Source organism: Pseudomonas ekonensis (genome assembly GCF_019145435.1).
Classification (GTDB): domain Bacteria; phylum Pseudomonadota; class Gammaproteobacteria; order Pseudomonadales; family Pseudomonadaceae; genus Aquipseudomonas; species Aquipseudomonas ekonensis.
On the sequence record NZ_JAHSTS010000002.1, the window covers coordinates 452,623 to 469,625 of the forward strand.

The 17,003-nt window shown below is 66.5% G+C and carries 11 protein-coding genes; 3 read left to right on the plus strand and 8 right to left on the minus strand.

Annotated elements, in window-relative coordinates; all coding sequences use genetic code 11:
• Nucleotides 1–96: 96 nt before the first annotated feature.
• The 3 genes from KVG96_RS15120 to KVG96_RS15130 all read left to right on the plus strand — a co-directional run bounded on the left by KVG96_RS15120 (nucleotide 97) and on the right by KVG96_RS15130 (nucleotide 4,088).
• Entirely contained in the window at nucleotides 97–603 is a 507-nt protein-coding gene (locus tag KVG96_RS15120; protein ID WP_217892862.1) for a sigma-70 family RNA polymerase sigma factor, read from the plus strand.
• Nucleotides 603–1,562 carry a FecR domain-containing protein gene (locus tag KVG96_RS15125; RefSeq protein ID WP_217892863.1) on the plus strand — a complete coding sequence of 320 codons (960 nt, stop codon included), beginning with the start codon at nucleotides 603–605 and terminating at the stop codon, nucleotides 1,560–1,562. The genes KVG96_RS15120 and KVG96_RS15125 overlap by 1 nt, the downstream gene beginning before the upstream one ends.
• 96 nt (nucleotides 1,563–1,658) lie before the next feature.
• Nucleotides 1,659–4,088, plus strand: coding sequence for a TonB-dependent receptor (locus KVG96_RS15130; RefSeq protein WP_217892864.1), 2,430 nt, complete (start codon nucleotides 1,659–1,661; stop codon nucleotides 4,086–4,088).
• Nucleotides 4,089–4,113: 25 nt separating this feature from the next.
• On the opposite strand, the gene KVG96_RS15135 is transcribed toward KVG96_RS15130, so the two are convergent.
• The 8 genes from KVG96_RS15135 to KVG96_RS15170 all read right to left on the minus strand — a co-directional run bounded on the left by KVG96_RS15135 (nucleotide 4,114) and on the right by KVG96_RS15170 (nucleotide 16,878).
• Nucleotides 4,114–5,556 carry a mechanosensitive ion channel family protein gene (locus KVG96_RS15135; RefSeq protein WP_217892865.1) on the minus strand — a complete coding sequence of 481 codons (1,443 nt, stop codon included), beginning with the start codon at nucleotides 5,554–5,556 and terminating at the stop codon, nucleotides 4,114–4,116.
• Between the two features lie 199 nt (nucleotides 5,557–5,755).
• Nucleotides 5,756–6,622, minus strand: coding sequence for a pirin family protein (locus KVG96_RS15140; RefSeq protein ID WP_217892866.1), 867 nt, complete (start codon nucleotides 6,620–6,622; stop codon nucleotides 5,756–5,758).
• A gap of 173 nt (nucleotides 6,623–6,795) precedes the next feature.
• On the minus strand, nucleotides 6,796–10,002 hold the full coding sequence (locus KVG96_RS15145) for a transporter substrate-binding domain-containing protein (protein ID WP_217892867.1): 3,207 nt from the start codon (nucleotides 10,000–10,002) through the stop codon (nucleotides 6,796–6,798).
• 11 nt (nucleotides 10,003–10,013) lie between these two features.
• Nucleotides 10,014–10,640 carry a response regulator transcription factor gene (locus tag KVG96_RS15150; RefSeq protein WP_217892868.1) on the minus strand — a complete coding sequence of 209 codons (627 nt, stop codon included), beginning with the start codon at nucleotides 10,638–10,640 and terminating at the stop codon, nucleotides 10,014–10,016.
• A gap of 145 nt (nucleotides 10,641–10,785) precedes the next feature.
• On the minus strand, nucleotides 10,786–11,178 hold the full coding sequence (locus tag KVG96_RS15155; RefSeq protein ID WP_217892869.1) for a chemotaxis protein CheY: 393 nt from the start codon (nucleotides 11,176–11,178) through the stop codon (nucleotides 10,786–10,788).
• A gap of 128 nt (nucleotides 11,179–11,306) precedes the next feature.
• Entirely contained in the window at nucleotides 11,307–12,023 is a 717-nt protein-coding gene (locus KVG96_RS15160; protein WP_217892870.1) for an MgtC/SapB family protein, read from the minus strand.
• Nucleotides 12,024–12,255: 232 nt separating this feature from the next.
• On the minus strand, nucleotides 12,256–14,955 hold the full coding sequence (mgtA, locus tag KVG96_RS15165; RefSeq protein ID WP_217892871.1) for a magnesium-translocating P-type ATPase: 2,700 nt from the start codon (nucleotides 14,953–14,955) through the stop codon (nucleotides 12,256–12,258).
• A gap of 585 nt (nucleotides 14,956–15,540) precedes the next feature.
• Nucleotides 15,541–16,878: a lysine N(6)-hydroxylase/L-ornithine N(5)-oxygenase family protein gene (locus tag KVG96_RS15170; protein WP_085577527.1), complete on the minus strand. Its 1,338-nt coding sequence runs from the start codon at nucleotides 16,876–16,878 to the stop codon at nucleotides 15,541–15,543.
• Nucleotides 16,879–17,003: the final 125 nt, after the last annotated feature.

Genomic DNA, 17,003 nt, shown 5'->3' on the forward strand with positions numbered 1-17,003 from the left:
GACGGCAATTGCCAACCCTGGCGGCGCGCCACTAGAATGCGATCAATTCTTAATTGCACTCAGGCCACGGATGCCCGCACCGAGTATCTGCCCGTCATGTCGTCCATCGACCCGCCGTTGAACCAGCAAATCCATAGTCTCTACAGCGACCATCACGGCTGGCTGCAAGGCTGGCTGCAGCGCAGGCTCGGCAACCGCTGCGATGCCGCCGACGTGGCCCACGACACCTTCCTGCGCCTGCTCACCCGGCAAGCGGCCAGGCCGTTGGGCAACGAGCCCCGGGCACTGCTGACCCACATCGCCAAGGGGCTGATGATCGACCGCTGGCGGCGCCAGGACATCGAGCGCGCCTACCTTGAGACCATCGCACAGCTTCCCGCCGCCGAAGTGCCGTCGCCGGAGACCCGCTACCTGATCCTCGAAACCCTGTGGCGCATCGAGGCGCTGCTGCGCGAACTGCCGGCGCAGACCCGCGACACGTTCCTGATGTCGCAGATCGAAGGCCTGACCTACGCACAGATCGCCGCCCGCCTGGGCGTGTCGCTGATCACCGTCAAGCGTCACATGCGCGCCGCGTTCGTGGCCTGCCTGAGCGTCGCCTGATGACGGCGCCGATGATCGACCCGCAGATTCTCGGCGAAGCGGCCGACTGGCTGGTGCAACTGCATTCCGGCACCGCCACGCCGTCCGATCACCGGGCCGTCGCCCAGTGGCGCAGCCGCAGCGCCGAACACGCCATGGCCTGGCAGCGGGCCGAAGCACTGCTCGGGGACTTTCGCAGCGTGCCGGCCAATGTCGCCCTGAAGACCCTGCAACGGGCCTCGCGCAAGGAAGGCCTCAGCCGCCGGCAGACCCTCACCCGCCTCGGCCTGTTGCTGATGGCCGGGCCACTGGGCATCGCTTCGCAGCACCTGCCCTGGCAGCAGTGGACCGCCGACCAGCGCACCGCCGTCGGCGAGCAGAAGCACCTGCAACTGCCGGACGGCTCGCAACTGCTGCTCAACACCGACACCGCCGTGGACATCGCCTACAGCCCGGTCGAACGCCGGGTGTCGCTGCTCAACGGCGAAATCATGGTGAGCACCGCCGCCGACGTCAGCGCCCGTCCGTTCATCGTGGAGACCGCGCAAGGCCTCGCCCGCTCGCTCGGCACACGGTTCTGCGTGCGCACCGAAGGCTCGCGCAGCCAGGTCCAGGTGCTTGAGGGCCAGGTGCAGATCACCCCGCAACTGCTCCAGCAAAGCCATACGCTCAAGGCAGGCGAGCGCCAGCGTTTCCGGTTGAGCGGCTTCGACGGCGCCGAAACCTTCGACACGGCCACCCTGGCCTGGGACAAGGGCATGCTGCTGGCCAGCGGCATGCGTCTGGACGAACTGCTCGCCGAGCTCGCCCGCTACCGCCACGGCGTGCTGCGCTGCCATCCGGATGTGGCGGCGCTGCGCGTCTCGGGGGCGTTTTCCCTGCGCGACACCGACGCCAGCCTGCGCCTGCTCAGCGACACCCTGCCGCTGAGCATCCACAGCCGCACCCGCTACTGGCTGACGGTGGAGCCGCGCGTCTGAGCCCGAGAAAAAAACCGCTGTGCCCTGATACCTTTTCGTCGCTCGTCCGGTGTGTGGATAGACCCTTGCGATTCCACGCCCCGACAGGAACACCGAATGACCGCAACGCCACCGTCCCGCCCTGCCCTTTTTCCGCTCAAGGCCCTGAACCTGAGCCTTGCCCTGGCCTTCGGCGCCCTCGTGCCTGCGCTCGTCCAGGCCGCCGACAGCCTCAACGAAAGCGCCGGCCTCAGCGTGAACATCGGCCCCGGCCCGCTCGGCCACGTGCTGGCGCAGTTCGCGGTGAGCGCCGGCGTGCCGCTGTCGTTCGACCCGGCACAACTGGGCGACCGCCAGAGTCCCGGGCTGCAAGGCACCTACACCGCGCAGGCCGGGTTCGCCCGGCTGCTGGAAGGCAGCGGCTTCGAACTGATCCGCAGCGGCGCCAGCGGCTATACCGTGGCACCGACAGTCGCGGCGCACGGTGCTCTGGAACTGGGCGCCACCACCGTCAGCGCCCTGCGTGACGACAACAGCGACACCTACGGCGGCGGACAGGTCGCCCGCAGCGCGCAGGTCGGCGTGCTCGGCAACCAGGCGGTCAATGACCTGCCCTTCAGCGTCACCAGCTATACCGCCACCGCCATCGCCGACCAACAGGCGCAGACCGTCGGCGACGTATTGCTCAACGACGCGTCGGTGCGCCAGTCGTCGGGCTTCGGCAATTTCTCCCAGGTGTTCATGATCCGCGGCCTGCCCCTGGCCTCCGATGACATTTCCTATAACGGCCTCTACGGCGTGCTGCCGCGGCAGATCATCGCCACCGAGGCGCTGGAGCGGGTCGAGCTGTTCAAGGGCCCGAACGCCTTCGTCAACGGGGTCACCCCCAGCGGCAGCGGGATCGGCGGCGGGGTCAACCTGCAGCCCAAGCGTGCGCTGGACACGCCGACCCGCAGCGTCACCCTCGACTGGAGCGCCGACGGCCGGGTCGGCACTCACCTGGACCTGGGCCAGCGCTTCGGCGAGGACAACCGCTTCGGCGCACGGCTCAACCTGTTGCAGCGCGAGGGCGACACCGCCGTGGACGACGAGGATCAACGCACTTCGTTGTTCAGCCTCGGCCTGGACTACCGCGGCGAACGCCTGCGGGTCTCCACCGACTTCGGCTACCAGAAGCAGGTGATCAACCAGGGCCGTTCGGTGGTGTACGTCGATTCGGCCCTGAAGAAGACGCCCAAGGTGCCGGACGCCAACGCCAGCTATGCGCAGCCCTGGAGCTACTCGCAACTGGAAGACACCTTCGGCATGGCCCGCGCCGAATACGACCTGAACGACGACTGGACGGCCTACGTGTCGGGCGGCGCCAAGCACACCCGGGAAAACGGCGTGTACTCGTCGCTGACCGTCACCGACCTCAACGGCAACGCCCGCGGCGGCATGCTCTACCCGCCCCACGACGAAGACAACCAAAGCGCCATGGCCGGCCTCAACGGCCGTTTCGACACCGGCGCAGTCAGCCACCGGATGAACCTCGGCTGGGCCGGGATCTGGGGCGAGCAGCGCTCGGCCTTCGAGACCATCGGCGCGGCATCGCGCTACAGCACCAACCTGTACGACGTCACCGACAAACCGCGCCCGACCGCCACCTCGTTCGGCAGCGACATCAACGACCCGCGCATCGTCGGCAAGAACACCCTGCGCAGCGAAGCGCTTTCCGACACCCTCGGTTTCCTCGACGATCGCCTCCTGCTGACCCTTGGCGTGCGCCGCCAGACCCTGAAGGTCGACGGCTGGAGCACCACCACCGGCGCCCGCACCTCCAGCTACGAAGAGTCGGTGACCACCCCGGTCTACGGCCTGGTGATCAAGCCCTGGGAACATGTCGCGTTCTACGCCAACCGCATCGAAGGCCTGGCCAAAGGCCCGACGCCGCCGACCACCGCGATCAACCGCGACGAAACCTTCGCCCCGGTGCGCAGCAAGCAGGTCGAAGCCGGCGTGCGCCTGGACATGGGCCGCTACGGCGGCAACCTCGGTGTGTACCGCATCGAACAGCCGTCGAGCTACACCCAGGACGGCGTCTTCCGCGTCGACGGCCAGCAGACCAACAAGGGCGTGGAACTCAACGTCTACGGCGAACCGCTGGACGGCCTGCGCCTGCTCGGCGGCGCCACCGTGATGAAGACCGAACTCGAAGGCAGCGCCAACGGCGTCAATGACGGCAACCGTGCGGTCGGCGTGCCGCGCTTTCAGTTCAACCTCGGCGCCGATTGGGACATTCCGGGCCTTGAGGGCGCCGCGCTCAACGCCCGCATGCTGCGCACCGGCGGCCAGTACCTGAACGCGGCCAACACCCAGAGCATCCCGGCCTGGAGCCGCTTCGACCTCGGTGCGCGCTATACCTTGAGGTTCGATGAACGGCAGGTCACCCTGCGCGCCAACCTGGAGAACGTCGCCAACGAGGCCTACTGGGCGTCGGCCTACGGCGGCTACCTGACCCAGGGCACGCCGCGCACCCTGAAGGTGTCGGCGACCGTGGACTTCTGAGGCGCCGGGACAGGATGAAGCGGCATCAGACGTGATGCCGCAGCCAGTGCAGGAAACCCTTCTTCGTCACCACCACCGGCATTTCCTGGGTCAGGCTCTTGGCCTTGAGCAGGCGGAAATCCAGCAGCGCCTTCATGGCGTCGCTGATGTCGTGGCGGGCATCCAGGCAGGGCTTGAGGTAAGCCTTTTCGATGCGGTACAGCGTGCAATAGGTCTTGGCCGAGAACGTCGCCGGCAAGGCCGAGTCGCTCAGGATGCCGGCCTCGCCGATCACCTCGCCCGGCCCCATGCGCCCGGACTCGAACGGCGTGCCGTGGCGCAGCAGCGTCACCGAGAGCACGCCTGACTCGATGATCAGCAGATGGTCGCTGACCTGCCCCGCCTCCAGGATCACCTCGCCGGCGCGGAAGGTCTGCAGGGTCATGTTCTGGCTGAACGTGTCTTTTTCTTCCTCGCGCAGGGTGGAGAAGATCGGCGAACTCTCCAGCAGGGCCCGGGGCCGCGACAGGTCGGCGGGCACCAGGGGTTCGACGCTCGACAGCAGGTTGACCCCGCAGGCCTGCAGATGCCGGTACGCCAGATCGAACAGCTGATTGCGCACCGAGCGCTTTTCGCTCATCGAGGCGACGAAGCCGCCGATCTCGTATTCCACGCCGGTGCTGGTGGCGTTCTTCATCGCCACGCTGGGCGCCGGGTCGTCCAACAGGAAGCGGCACCCCTGCACCGCCCGCTCCAGCGCCTCGAGCACCGTGTTGGGCCGCGAATGCGGGCTCACCTGCACGCTGACGGACACCCCGAACATGTTGCTCGGCCGGCTGAAGTTGATGATCTTGGCCTTGGCCGCCAGCGAGTTGGGGATCACCGCCATGCTGCCCTGGGATGTCTGCAGGCGGGTGGCGCGCCAGTCGATGTCGGTGACCCGGCCTTCGGTGCCGTCGATGGAGATCCAGTCATCCAGTTGGTAGGGTTTGGTGGTGTTGAGCACGATGCCGGAGAACACGTCGCTGAGGGTGCTCTGCAACGCCAGGCCGACGATGATCGCCAAGGCGCCGGAGGTCGCCAGCACGCCCTTGACCGGCAGGTCGAGCACGTAGGCCAGCGCCGCGATGACCGCGATCAGGAAGATCACGGCCCCGAGCAGGTCCTGCAGCAGCCGCCCGGTGTGCCCGACCCGCTGCATCATCGCCGCGCCGATCAGCACCGTCAGGGTGCGCGCGCCGAACAGCCACCAGCCGATCTGCAGGCCGGTCGCCGCCAGGTGCAGCGGCACGTTGTCGGCCCAGGGCGCGGTCTCCATCGGGTTGAGGCCTTCGTTGAACAGCAGGATGCTGAACAACGTGAAGATCACCACCCGCACCAGCAGCTTCCACCCGCTGCCGCGGGAGCTGATCAGGCGCCACAGCCCCAGATCGACCAGGATCAGGATCAGCGCGCAAATCAAGGGATGATCGGTGAGCAGTGACAGCATCAAACAACTCCGGCAGAGACCAATCGGCAGAAGATCTCACAGATCGGTTCAGTGTAGGAGCATTTGATTCGCGCCAGAGAAACTGTAGGCGCCAGCCTGCTGGCGAGGGCGGTGGGTCAGGCAACAAAGATGTCGACAGTGCCGGCCTCATCGTCAGCAAGTCGCGCCTGCAGGGGACGGTAGCGTTGGCGAAGCGGGGTCAGTCCTGCATCCGGCCGAACCGCCCCGACTGGAAATCGGCGAACGCCTGATGGATTTCCGCTTCGCTGTTCATCACGAACGGGCCGTGGCCGACGATCGGCTCGTCGATCGGTTCGCCGCTGAGCAGCAGCACCACTGCGTCGGCGTCGGCCTTGAGCGTCACTTGCCGGCCGTTGCGTTCGAACAGCGCCAACTGACCGACAGCGGCCTGCTCCCGCCCGTTGATCTGCACCGAGCCGCGCAACACCACCAGCGCGGTGTTGCGGCCTTCGTGCAGGTCCAGATCCAGGGCCTTCCCGGCGTTCAGCCGGATGTCCCAGACATCCACCGGCGTGAAGGTGCGCGCCGCGCCCTTGCGGCCGTCGAACTCGCCGGCGATCAAGCGCAGACGGCCGGCCCCGTCCTTGAGCTCGATGTCCGGAATGTCGCCATCGAGGATCGTCTGGTAACCGGGCGCGGCCATCTTGTCCTTGGCCGGCAGGTTGACCCACAGTTGCACCATTTCCATCCTGCCACCGGTGCGGGCGAAGTCCCGGGAATGGAATTCCTCGTGCAGGATCCCGGACGCGGCCGTCATCCACTGCACGTCGCCGGGGCCGATCTTGCCGCCGCTGCCGGTGGAGTCCCGGTGCTCCACTTCACCGTCGTAGACGATGGTCACGGTCTCGAAGCCGCGGTGCGGATGCTGGCCGACGCCGCGGCGTTCCTCGGTGGGGGTGAACTCGGCGGGGCCGGCGTGATCGAGCAGCAGGAACGGGCTGATGTGCCGGGCCAGGTTGTCGTAGGAGAACAGCGTGCGAACCGGAAATCCGTCGCCCACCCAATGGCCGCGAGGACTGGTGTAAATGCCGATGAGGTCTTTCATGGTGCCTCCCGAAAGATGGTTTCAATGGATTGATGTTAAATCCGCCACCTATTCGGCACTAGTCGGGCAAAAGCAGCTTCATCGTTCCATTCATGGAACGATAAAAACCCGCACTGTCGATTCGTGACTTGCACTCAACAGCCACGCCACCGTCCCGGAGCGGGACTGACCCGCTACCCCTGAAGGTGCCGCGCCAGGCCGTTCATGGCCTGGCGCAGCGATTCGACGGCGCCCGCCAGCGCCACCGTTTCGGCGTCGCGGCACGCCTGTTCCAAAGTGTGGCAAGCCGCCACGACCTGCCCGGCACCGACCATTTGCGCACCGCCCTTGATGTGGTGGGCCAGGTCGCGCAAGCCTCCCCGGTCGGACGTCCGGCTCAAGTCATCCAGCCGTTTCAGGTCGTCGCGCAGGCTGTGCGACACCTGCTCGCGCAAGTGCAGGACCAACCCACGGTTGTCGCCCGCCAGACGTTCCAGAGTGGTCAGGTCGAGCTCGGCGGATACCGGCCCTTGCTCAATGGGTTCTGCGCCGGGCTCGGCAACAGACAGCGCCCGGCCCAGATCGCGCAGGCCGATGGGCTTGAACAGGCAATCATCCATCCCCGAGTCGCGGCAACGTTGTTTTTCCTCGGCCTGGGCGTTGGCGGTGAACCCGAGCAACAGGCAGCGGCGCCGGCCCGTCGCAGCCTCCTCCTGGCGGATCGCCCGCGCCAGTTGATGGCCGCTGAGCCCCGGCAGGTTGATGTCGACGATCAGCACATCGAACGCCTGCCCGAGCCACGTGGCCAGGCCCTGTTCGCCGTTCTCCACACCCATGCTCCGGTGCCCGAGCTCGCTCAACTGCCAGCCCAACAGCAAGCGGTTCACCGGGTGGTCATCCACCACCAGCACGCTCAGCGGCGCCGACAATGCGAGCGCGTCCCCTTCGGCCTCAGGTGCAGGCAGCGGATCCAGCACCGGGAACCGCAGCAGCGCCCGGACCTGCGTGCCGCGCCCCGGCTCGCTGTCCAGCTGCAGGTCGCCGCCCATCATCCGGCACAGGTCCCGGCTGATCACCAGCCCCAGGCCGGCCCCGCTGCGCACCGGCTGCGCAGCGTCGCGGGCCTGCACGAAGGGACTGAACAGGCGCCGCCGGTCATCGGCGCCGATGCCGATGCCGCTGTCTTCGATGACCACGCTCAGGGCCAGCCGGCGGTCGCGCAGCGACGTCACCCGCAGCACCAGGCTGACCTCACCGCTGGCGGTGAACTTGACCGCGTTGCTCAGCAGGTTCGACAGCACTTGCTTGAACCGCGTCGGGTCGACCAGCACATCGACATCGCTGCGCGGATCCAGCTCGACGTGCCACAGCAGTTGCTTCTGCCGCGCCGGCCCTTCGAACACCCGGCAGACCGAAGCCACCAGGCCGCGCAGGTTGGCGCGCTGCGGGGCGAGTTCCATGTGCCCGGACTCGATGCGGGCAATGTCGAGGATGTCGCCGATCAGCGCCAGCAGTTGCTGCCCGGCGCTGGAGGCGATCTCGATGGCCAGGCGATCGGTCACGCCCTCGTCGGCCCGCTTGAGCGCCAGTTCGAGCATGCCGATCAGGGCGTTCATCGGGGTGCGGATTTCATGGCTCATGGTCGCCAGAAACGTGGTCTTGGCCCGGTTGGCCTCATCGGCCGCCTCCTTGGCCTGTTGCAGCCTGCGCAACCAGCCCTGGCGCTGACGCAGCTGGCGGCGCTGCCAGCCGATCCACGCCAGCGCCAGCATCAGCAGGACGGCGGCCGCCGCGAACCCCGAGAGGATTTCCCGGCGATGGCGCTGCCAGTAACTGTCCTCGACCACCACCCCGTGGCTCCAGCGCTCGACCAGCTCGTCCATCTCCTGGGGCGCAATGCTCAACAGCGCCTTGTTCAGCAGCGAATGCAGCAACGCTGCGTCCGGCGCCGTGGCCAGCGCGATCCGGGCCGGCTGATCCCCCACCGTGGTGACGATGCGCATGCGCCCCTTGTACTGGCGGGCGATCAGGTAGCGGGCCACCAGCAGCGAACCCAGCGTCGCGTCCGCCTGCCCGTTGGCGATGGCCGCCATCCCTGCGGCGGGGCTGGCCACGTCGACCAGCCTGATCTGCGGCACATGCTCGATCAGGTAGTCGCGCAAGGGATGGCCGCGGTAGATCGCCAGCCGCTTGCCCGCCAGGTCGCCCAGCGAACGCAGACGGCCGTCCGCCGCCGCGATCAGCACGAACGGGTTGTTCAGGTAGGCCCGGGTGAACCGCAGTTCGAGCTCCCGCTCGCTGCTCGGCGTCACCACCGGCAGCACATCGAGCTCGCCCGCTTTCAGTTGCGCCATCTGCCGGTCCAGCGACTGCCCCCGCACGATGTCGAACGTCAACCCGGTGCGCTGGCCGATCATGTTCAGCAACTGCGCGGTGAGCCCGTGCAGTTGCCCGTCCGCATCAAAGAACGTCAGGGGCGCGAAATCCTCCACGGCCCCCACCCGCACCACCGGGTGCCCGTCGCGCCACGCCTGCTCGGCGGCGCTCAGGGTGACTTTCGCCTGCCCGCTCATGTCGGCGAGGCCGGCGCTCCAGCGTTGCTCCATCAGCAGCCGCTGTTGGAGGGGAATGGCTGCCAGCGCCCGGTCGATAAGACGCTGCAACCGCCCGTTGCCCCGGGCCAGGGCAAAGCCGAAGGGGTTGGCGTCGAGCCCCGAAGGCCCGGCCAGTTGCAGGTCGTTGCGGTAATTGATGTTGATCAGGTAGTTGGCGCTGATGAGGTCCCCCAGGTACAGGTCGTCCTGGCCGAACGCCACTGCACCGAGCGCGTCGAGGATGGCGGGATAGCGCACCAGGGTCGCCGTCGGGTAGGCCTTGCGCACGGTCGCCTCCGGCAGGTAGTCCTCGGCCATGGCGATGCGCTTGCCGGCCAGGTCCGCCGGCAGCGGCTCGTTGAGCCGGGTCACCCACATGGGCTGGTCTTCGGCGTAGGCACGGGACAGCATCACTTGCGGGTCGGCCAGTTCGAACAGGTTGGAGGTGCCGAGCAGATCGAGCTGGCCGCCCTTGAGCGCCGCCATCGCCCCTGTGCGGTCGCGGTAGCGCTGCACCGTGACCGCAACGCCGAGCAGGCGCCCCAACAGGTCGCTGTAGTCGGCGGTGATGCCTTCCAGCTCATGGCGGTTGCGCGTCAGTTCGAACGGCGGGTAGTCGGCGCCGGACACGCCCACCCGCAGCACGGGATGCTCCCGCAGCCATTGCCGGTCCGCATCGTCCAGGCGGATCGGGGCCGTGTCGGGGCTGCTGCGGGCCAGCACCTCCAGCATCTGCGGCGGCTCGCCTGCCCGGACCTGGGCCGCGACCAGCATCAGCGACAGGAGGAAAAGACGCCACGCTCCCATGCCCGCCCCCTTCAGATCAGTTGGTTGCGCAAGGCGAATTCCCGCAGCAGCACCAGCGACCCCACCCCCAGTTTGGCCATCAGGCGGGTCTTGTAGGTGCTGACGGTCTTGTGGCTCAGGCTCATGCCTTCGGCGATGTCCTTGTTCGCCCGGCCCTGGGCCAGTTGCACCAGGATGTGCAGTTCGCGGTCGGAGAGCAGGTCGATCAGCTGTCGCTCGTTGTTCTGCAGCATGCCGCTGCCGGCGGCAAGGTCCGTGGAACCGGGAAAGTAGGTGTACCCGGAGCGCACGGCCTTGATGGCGTTGCGCAGTTGGTTGAGGGAGTCGGACTTGGTGACATAGGCCATCGCGCCGGCGCGCATGCAGCGCATCTGGTAGTGCGCCGGCTCATGGGAGGTGAACACCACCACGCGGCACTCCAGGCCGTTGGCGCGGATGCGCTCCAGCACCTCCAGGCCGTTCATCCCTTTGAGGTTGAGGTCGAGGATCACCAGCTCCGGCGAATGCCTGCGGATCGCCGGCACCGCTTCGACGCCGCTGGCGACCACCTCCACCTGCCTGAAACCCTCCGACTCCAGGATCAGGCCGAGGGTGGCCCCCACCACCGGGTGATCGTCGACGATGAGCGCTCTCTTCATGACCACTCCCAGTGCAATGCCGGGACGCCGGTGCCACAGGCGTCGCCCGGCTCGGACAGACCCTGGCTGCGCCAAGACTGTTGCACGGGATGCGGGAGGAATCTACCTGTCAGATCTGACAGTTGCGACAAACGGATAACCGTGCTCAAACGCCGACGGCCTGCCCGACCGCCTCCTCGATCTGTGCCATCAGGCGCTCGATCTGGCGGATGTCCGGCAGCTGCGCCTCGCTGATCCGGATGGGCCGGCAGGCAAACCCGGCAACCGTCGACGCCGGCGCGTTGTAGACCAGGGCATGACGGACACGGGGGTTGTCGCACAGAAAGTCCGCCAGGTCCATCGAGCCCGCCGCCAGCCCGGCATTGGCGGCGACCACGTCGAAGGCGCCGCAGTCACGCTCGACCAAGGTCAGCAGTTCGGCCAGGTGGCGCACCGGCGCGATGCGAAAGTACCCGAGGCGGTTGAACGATCGCTCGAGGGTCATCCGGTAAAAATGCTGCGGATCGGCAATCAGGATGCGCAAGGCTTTTTGGGGCACGGTGGACTTCCCGGTCGGTGTCGGCTTCACGAGGCGCCAAGGTTACGCAAGCGCCACGGAACACTCTGTAGGACTTTTCCGAAAAATCCGGCCACCCATCCGGGGCCGCACCGCCGCGCGCAGCGACCTCACTCGGTGGTGCTCGGGCTCCAGAAGGCCTGCACCACCAGGGCCGACGTCGAGACCCGCGCCACCAGCGCGTCCAGCTCATCGCCGTCCACCGAGGTGGTGGCCAGCGTCGCCTCGATCTCCACCTCATCGCTGCCGAAGGCATGCACGTCGACGTCGCTGGCCGGGTAGTTGCTGCGTTCCAGTTCCGCCTCGAGCAAGGCCAGCACGGCCTTCTGCTGCGAACGCCGGGCGATGACGTAGACGATGTTGGTGACTTCCGCCGAGACCACGTCCAGCGGCTGGCGGTTGATGTTGTTGACGATCGGTCGCAGCAGCGTGTTGGCCGCCAGCACGAACAGCGTGCCGAGCACCGCCTCGGCCAGCAGGTCCGCCCCGGCGCAGGCCCCCACCGCCGCCGAGGTCCAGAGCGTAGCGGCGGTGTTGAGGCCGCGCACGTTGCCCTCTTCGCGCATGATCACCCCGGCGCCGAGAAAGCCGATGCCCGACACCACGTAGGCGACCACCCGCACGGCCCCTTCGGCGCCGCCGAGGCGGTTGGCCATGTCCACAAAGATCGCCGCGCCCACCGCAACCAGCACGTTGGTGCGCAGGCCTGCCGTGCGTTGGCGGTACTGGCGCTCGAAGCCGATCAGGCCGCCGAGGATGAACGCCGCGCAGAGGCTGACCAGGGTGTCGAGCAGCGAGGTCAGGTTGAGGTTGTCGATGGCTTGCATGTCCAGCTCCTTGAAAAATCTGCCGTCCGTTGTGGGAGCAGCGGTTCAGTCACCACAGATGGCGGCTGTGCCGGCCTCATCGCCAGCAGGCTGGCTCCCACAGGTATTTCTGGTGTCTGCAAAATCCCTGCGCACCACAAAACCTGTAGGAGCTTGCCTGCTGGCGATGAGGCCGGCACAGACACCGCAGAGCAAGGAGAAGCCCCTTGCTCCCGCCGTGTCGTCCCCGGTCTTACTGCCAGCCGAAGCGGCGGATGTAGAAGCCCTTCACTGCTTGGGTCAGGGCCATGTACGCCAGCAGGATCACCGGCAGGAACACGAAGTACAGCGACGGCAGCGCCTGCAACTTGAAGTAGTTCGCCAGCGGCCCCATCGGCAGGAAGATCCCCACCGCCATGATGATGCCGGTCATCACCAGCAGCGGCAGGGCCGCGCGGCTTTGCAGGAACGGGATCTTCGGCGTGCGGATCATGTGCACGATCAGCGTCTGGGTCAGCAGCCCCACCACGAACCAGCCCGACTGGAACAGGGTCTGGTGGTCCGGGGTGTTGGCATCGAACACGTACCACATCAAGGCGAACGTTGTGATGTCGAAGATCGAACTGATCGGCCCGAAGAACAGCATGAACCGGCCCACGTCCGCCGGCTGCCAGCGCTGCGGCTGCTTCAGCATCTCGTCATCGACGTTATCGAACGGAATGGCGATCTGCGAAATGTCGTAGAGCAGGTTCTGCACCAACAGGTGCATCGGCAGCATCGGCAGAAACGGAATGAACGCACTGGCCACCAGCACCGAGAACACGTTGCCGAAGTTGGAGCTGGCGGTCATCTTGATGTACTTGAGCATGTTGGCGAAGGTGCGCCGCCCTTCGAGCACGCCCTCCTCCAGCACCATCAGGCTCTTTTCCAGCAGGATGATGTCCGCCGCTTCCTTGGCGATGTCCACGGCGCTGTCCACCGAAATGCCGATGTCGGCGGTGCGCAGCGCCGGCGCGTCGTTGATGCCGTCGCCCATGAATCCGACCACATGCCCGTTGCCCTTGAGGATGCGGACGATGCGCTCCTTGTGCGACGGCGTCAGTTTGGCGAACACGTTGGTGGTTTCCACCGCCACCGCCAGTTCGGCATCGCTCATGCGCTCCACGTCGTTGCCCAGCAGCAGGCCCTGTTGGGCGAGGCCCACCTCGCGGCAGATCTTGGCCGTCACCAGTTCGTTGTCGCCGGTCAGCACTTTCACCGCCACGCCATGCTCGGCCAGGGCCTTGAGCGCCGGCGCAGTGCTTTCCTTCGGCGGATCGAGAAACGCCACGTAACCGATCAGCGTCAGGTCCCGTTCATCGGCCAGGCTGTAGGTGTCGCGCCCCTGGGGCATCGGCCGCGCCGCCACCGCCACCACCCGCAGGCCTTCGGCGTTGAACGCGGCGGTGACCTGGCGGATGCGGGCCAGCAGGTCCGCGCTCAGCACTTCGTCGGTTTCGCCGTGGCGCACATGGCTGCACACCGCGAGCACTTCTTCCACTGCGCCCTTGCAGATCAGCCGGTGCGGCTGGCCGCGCCCTTCGACCACCACCGACATGCGCCGGCGGTTGAAATCGAACGGGATCTCATCGACCTTGCGAAACGCCGTGCCGACCTTGAGTTCGCGGTGGATCTCCACGTGCTCCAGCACCGCCACGTCCAGCAGGTTCTTCAGGCCGGTCTGGTAGTAGCTGTTGAGGTACGCCATCTCCAGCACGTCGTCGGAGTCTTCGCCCCAGACGTCGACGTTGCGCGCCAGGAAGATCTTGTCCTGGGTCAGGGTGCCGGTCTTGTCGGTGCACAGCACGTCCATCGCGCCGAAGTTCTGGATCGCGTCCAGGCGCTTGACGATGACTTTCTTGCGCGACAGGAACACCGCACCCTTGGCCAGGGTCGAGGTGACGATCATCGGCAGCATTTCCGGGGTCAGGCCCACGGCGATCGACAGCGCGAACAGCAGCGCTTCGGTCCAGTCACCCTTGGTGAAGCCATTGATGAACAGCACCAGCGGCGCCATCACGAACATGAAGCGGATCAGCAGCCAGCTAACCTTGTTGACGCCCTGCTGGAACGAGGTCACCGCCCGGTCGGTGGCCCCGACCCGCTGGGCCAGCGCACCGAAATAGGTGTTGTTGCCGGTGGTGAGGATCACCGCCACCGCCGTGCCGGACACCACGTTGGTGCCCATGAACAGGACGTTGTCCAGTTCCAGCGGGTTGCGCGTGTCGCGGTCCTGCTGGCGCGGGAACTTCTCCACCGGCATCGATTCGCCGGTCATGGCCGCCTGGCTGACGAACAGGTCCTTGGCGCTGAGCACCCGGCAGTCGGCGGGGATCATGTCGCCGGCCGACAGCACGATCAGGTCGCCGGGCACCAGTTGCTTGATCGGCAGCTCGATGCGCGGCGCATCCCGACGGATCACGGTGGCGGTGTTGCTCACCATGGCCTTGAGCGCGTCGGCGGCCTGGTTGGATTTGCTTTCCTGCCAGAAGCGCAGCAGGGTCGAGAGCACCACCATCGAGAAGATCACGATGGCCGCCTTCAGGTCCTCGGTCAGCCACGAGATCACCGCCAGCAGGGTCAGCAGCAGGTTGAACGGGTTCTTGTAGCAGTGCCACAAGTGAGTCCACCACGGCAGCGGCTGTTCGTGCTCGACTTCGTTCAGGCCGTGCTGCGCGCGCAGCGCATCGACCTCGAAATCCGTGAGGCCGTCGGCGTGGGTGCCCAGCGACGACAGCAGCGCGCCGCTGTCGCAATGGGCGGCGTCCACCAGGGTGTTGGCCAGGCTGGGCGGCACTTCACGGCTGACCGTGGTGTCGCTGATCGATTCCAGCAACGCCAGGCGCCGGAAGTGGCGGGCGATGTGGCGGGTCCGCAGGAAGCCTGCGAAGAATTCCTTGAGCGTCAGTTTCATGGCTGCTACCCCTCTGGTCAGCCGGGAAACCGTCAAGCAGGCATGTCCACGCCCCGGCCGCCGGGAAGACCGGCACGGCAGGGCCTGGCACGCCGGTCACCGAAGACAGGCGTGTCGATAGGGCTGCGGCAGCGACGCAAAGGTCACGGCCACGCTCTGTTCAGCGTCGATGAGAAGGACGTCGGGACATGGCCTCAACCGGCCATGATCGGGATGCCGCCGCTCGCTGTTCGGCGAGACAACGGCATCAGGGAATGCGCGTTATCTTGCCGAGAATCTGCCGGTTACCGAGACCGGCCGACAACTGTCACTCGAACAAGTACCCACTGTGGGTCTCCGCTATTGATGAAAACGCGCGAAGCTTACGCCCCGGTATCTGGAGAGTAAACCCGCAAAGGAAAGTGTGACGGGGAATGTCAGCGCTTTTCAGGAAAGGTTCAGGAAAGGTTCAGGTTGGCGGGTCGAGGGGCGAACGCGAGCAGGCTCGCTCCCACACCGGATCGCCGTTCGGCACACATTTCGAGTGCGCTGGAGATCCCCTGCGGAAGCGAGCCTGCCCGCGATGACGGGCTTGGAGGCGACGTCTCAGCTGGCGGTCGCCAACAGCAGGTCCGCCACCGAACGACTGTGCCCGCGGTGCTTGCCGTGTTCGTAGAGGGAACCGGCGATCTCGTCCGCACGCACCGGCAGCACCGACAGCAGCGTGTCGCTCAGGCCGTGGCTGGCCTGGCAGAAGCCCTGCATGTACAGGCCGGCCTTGCAGCGTTCGTCGGTGATCAGGCGGTAGTTGCGGTCGACCTCGAAGTCGCCCAGGTACTCTTCCAGCGGCGCCAGCAGTTGACGGTGCAACTGGCGTTCGTAACCGGTGGCCAGCACCACGGCGTCGTAGTGGCGCACGGTGACTTCGCCGGTGGCGTTGTTGCGCACGGTCAGCTCGATGCCGCGGTCGGTGGCGACGGCCTTCTCGACGGTGGTCAGGGTGCGGAACATGTGACGGGCGACGCCCGAGACCTTCTGGCGGTAGAAGATGCCGTAGATGCGTTCGATCAGGTCGATGTCCACCACCGAATAGTTGGTGTTGTGGTACTCGTTGACCAGACGCTCACGCTCGCTGCTCTTCTGCTGGAAGATCAGGTCGGTGAATTCCGGCGAGAACACTTCGTTGACGAACGGGCTGTCGTCGGCCGGCTTCAGGGCCGAACCGCGCAGGATCATGTCCACCTGCACCGACGGGAAGGAATCGTTGAGGTCGATGAACGCTTCCGCCGCGCTCTGCCCGCCGCCGATGATCGCGATGCTCATCGGCTGGTTGTTGACGCACGGCTGCTTGGCCATCTGCGCCAGGTACTGGGAGTGGTGGAACACGCGGGCGTCGCCCTTCAGGCCCTTGAACGCCTCCGGAATGCGCGGCGTGCCGCCGGCGCTGACCACCACCGAACGGGCGGTGCGCACGAACTGCTGGCCCTGGACGTCACGGGAGATCACCCGCAGCGCTTCGACCTGCTGGTTGTGCAGCACCGGCTCGATGGTCAGCACCTCTTCGCCGTAGCGGCTCTGCTCGGTGAACTGCCCGGCGACCCAGCGCAGGTAGTCGTTGTACTCCATGCGGCACGGGTAGAAGGTGCCGAGGTTGATGAAGTCCACCAGGCGCCCGTGCTGCTTGAGGTAGTTGACGAACGAGTACGGGCTGGTCGGGTTGCGCAGGGTCACCAGATCCTTGAGGAAGGAGATCTGCAGCTCGCTCTGGGTCGACAGGGTATTGCCGTGCCAGCTGTAGTCGGCCTGCTTGTCGAGGAACAGCACATCCAGTTCGCCCTGGGTCGGGCCGCGCTCTTGCAGAGCGATGGCCAGCGCCAGGTTCGAAGGTCCGAAACCGACGCCGATCAGATCGTGAACGATGGGCGATGCAATTGCCTGTGTCATTTCCAGTGTCCTCTGGATGAACCCCAACGCAGCGGGGAGGAAGAGCCTACGTGACCGGCCGGCCCCGAGCGGGACAGCAGGTCGTCTGTTGAGTAGGAACGAGGACAGTGAAATAAAATTTAACG

What these genes read in the sequence shown, in the direction of transcription:
- KVG96_RS15120 (WP_217892862.1), top strand. Translation starts at nt 97, where the DNA reads ATGTCGTCCATCGACCCGCCGTTGAACCAGCAAATCCATAGTCTCTAC.
- KVG96_RS15125 (WP_217892863.1), top strand. Translation starts at nt 603, where the DNA reads ATGACGGCGCCGATGATCGACCCGCAGATTCTCGGCGAAGCGGCCGAC.
- KVG96_RS15130 (WP_217892864.1), top strand. Translation starts at nt 1,659, where the DNA reads ATGACCGCAACGCCACCGTCCCGCCCTGCCCTTTTTCCGCTCAAGGCC.
- KVG96_RS15135 (WP_217892865.1), bottom strand. Translation starts at nt 5,556, where the DNA reads ATGCTGTCACTGCTCACCGATCATCCCTTGATTTGCGCGCTGATCCTG.
- KVG96_RS15140 (WP_217892866.1), bottom strand. Translation starts at nt 6,622, where the DNA reads ATGAAAGACCTCATCGGCATTTACACCAGTCCTCGCGGCCATTGGGTG.
- KVG96_RS15145 (WP_217892867.1), bottom strand. Translation starts at nt 10,002, where the DNA reads ATGGGAGCGTGGCGTCTTTTCCTCCTGTCGCTGATGCTGGTCGCGGCC.
- KVG96_RS15150 (WP_217892868.1), bottom strand. Translation starts at nt 10,640, where the DNA reads ATGAAGAGAGCGCTCATCGTCGACGATCACCCGGTGGTGGGGGCCACC.
- KVG96_RS15160 (WP_217892870.1), bottom strand. Translation starts at nt 12,023, where the DNA reads ATGCAAGCCATCGACAACCTCAACCTGACCTCGCTGCTCGACACCCTG.
- mgtA (WP_217892871.1), bottom strand. Translation starts at nt 14,955, where the DNA reads ATGAAACTGACGCTCAAGGAATTCTTCGCAGGCTTCCTGCGGACCCGC.
- KVG96_RS15170 (WP_085577527.1), bottom strand. Translation starts at nt 16,878, where the DNA reads ATGACACAGGCAATTGCATCGCCCATCGTTCACGATCTGATCGGCGTC.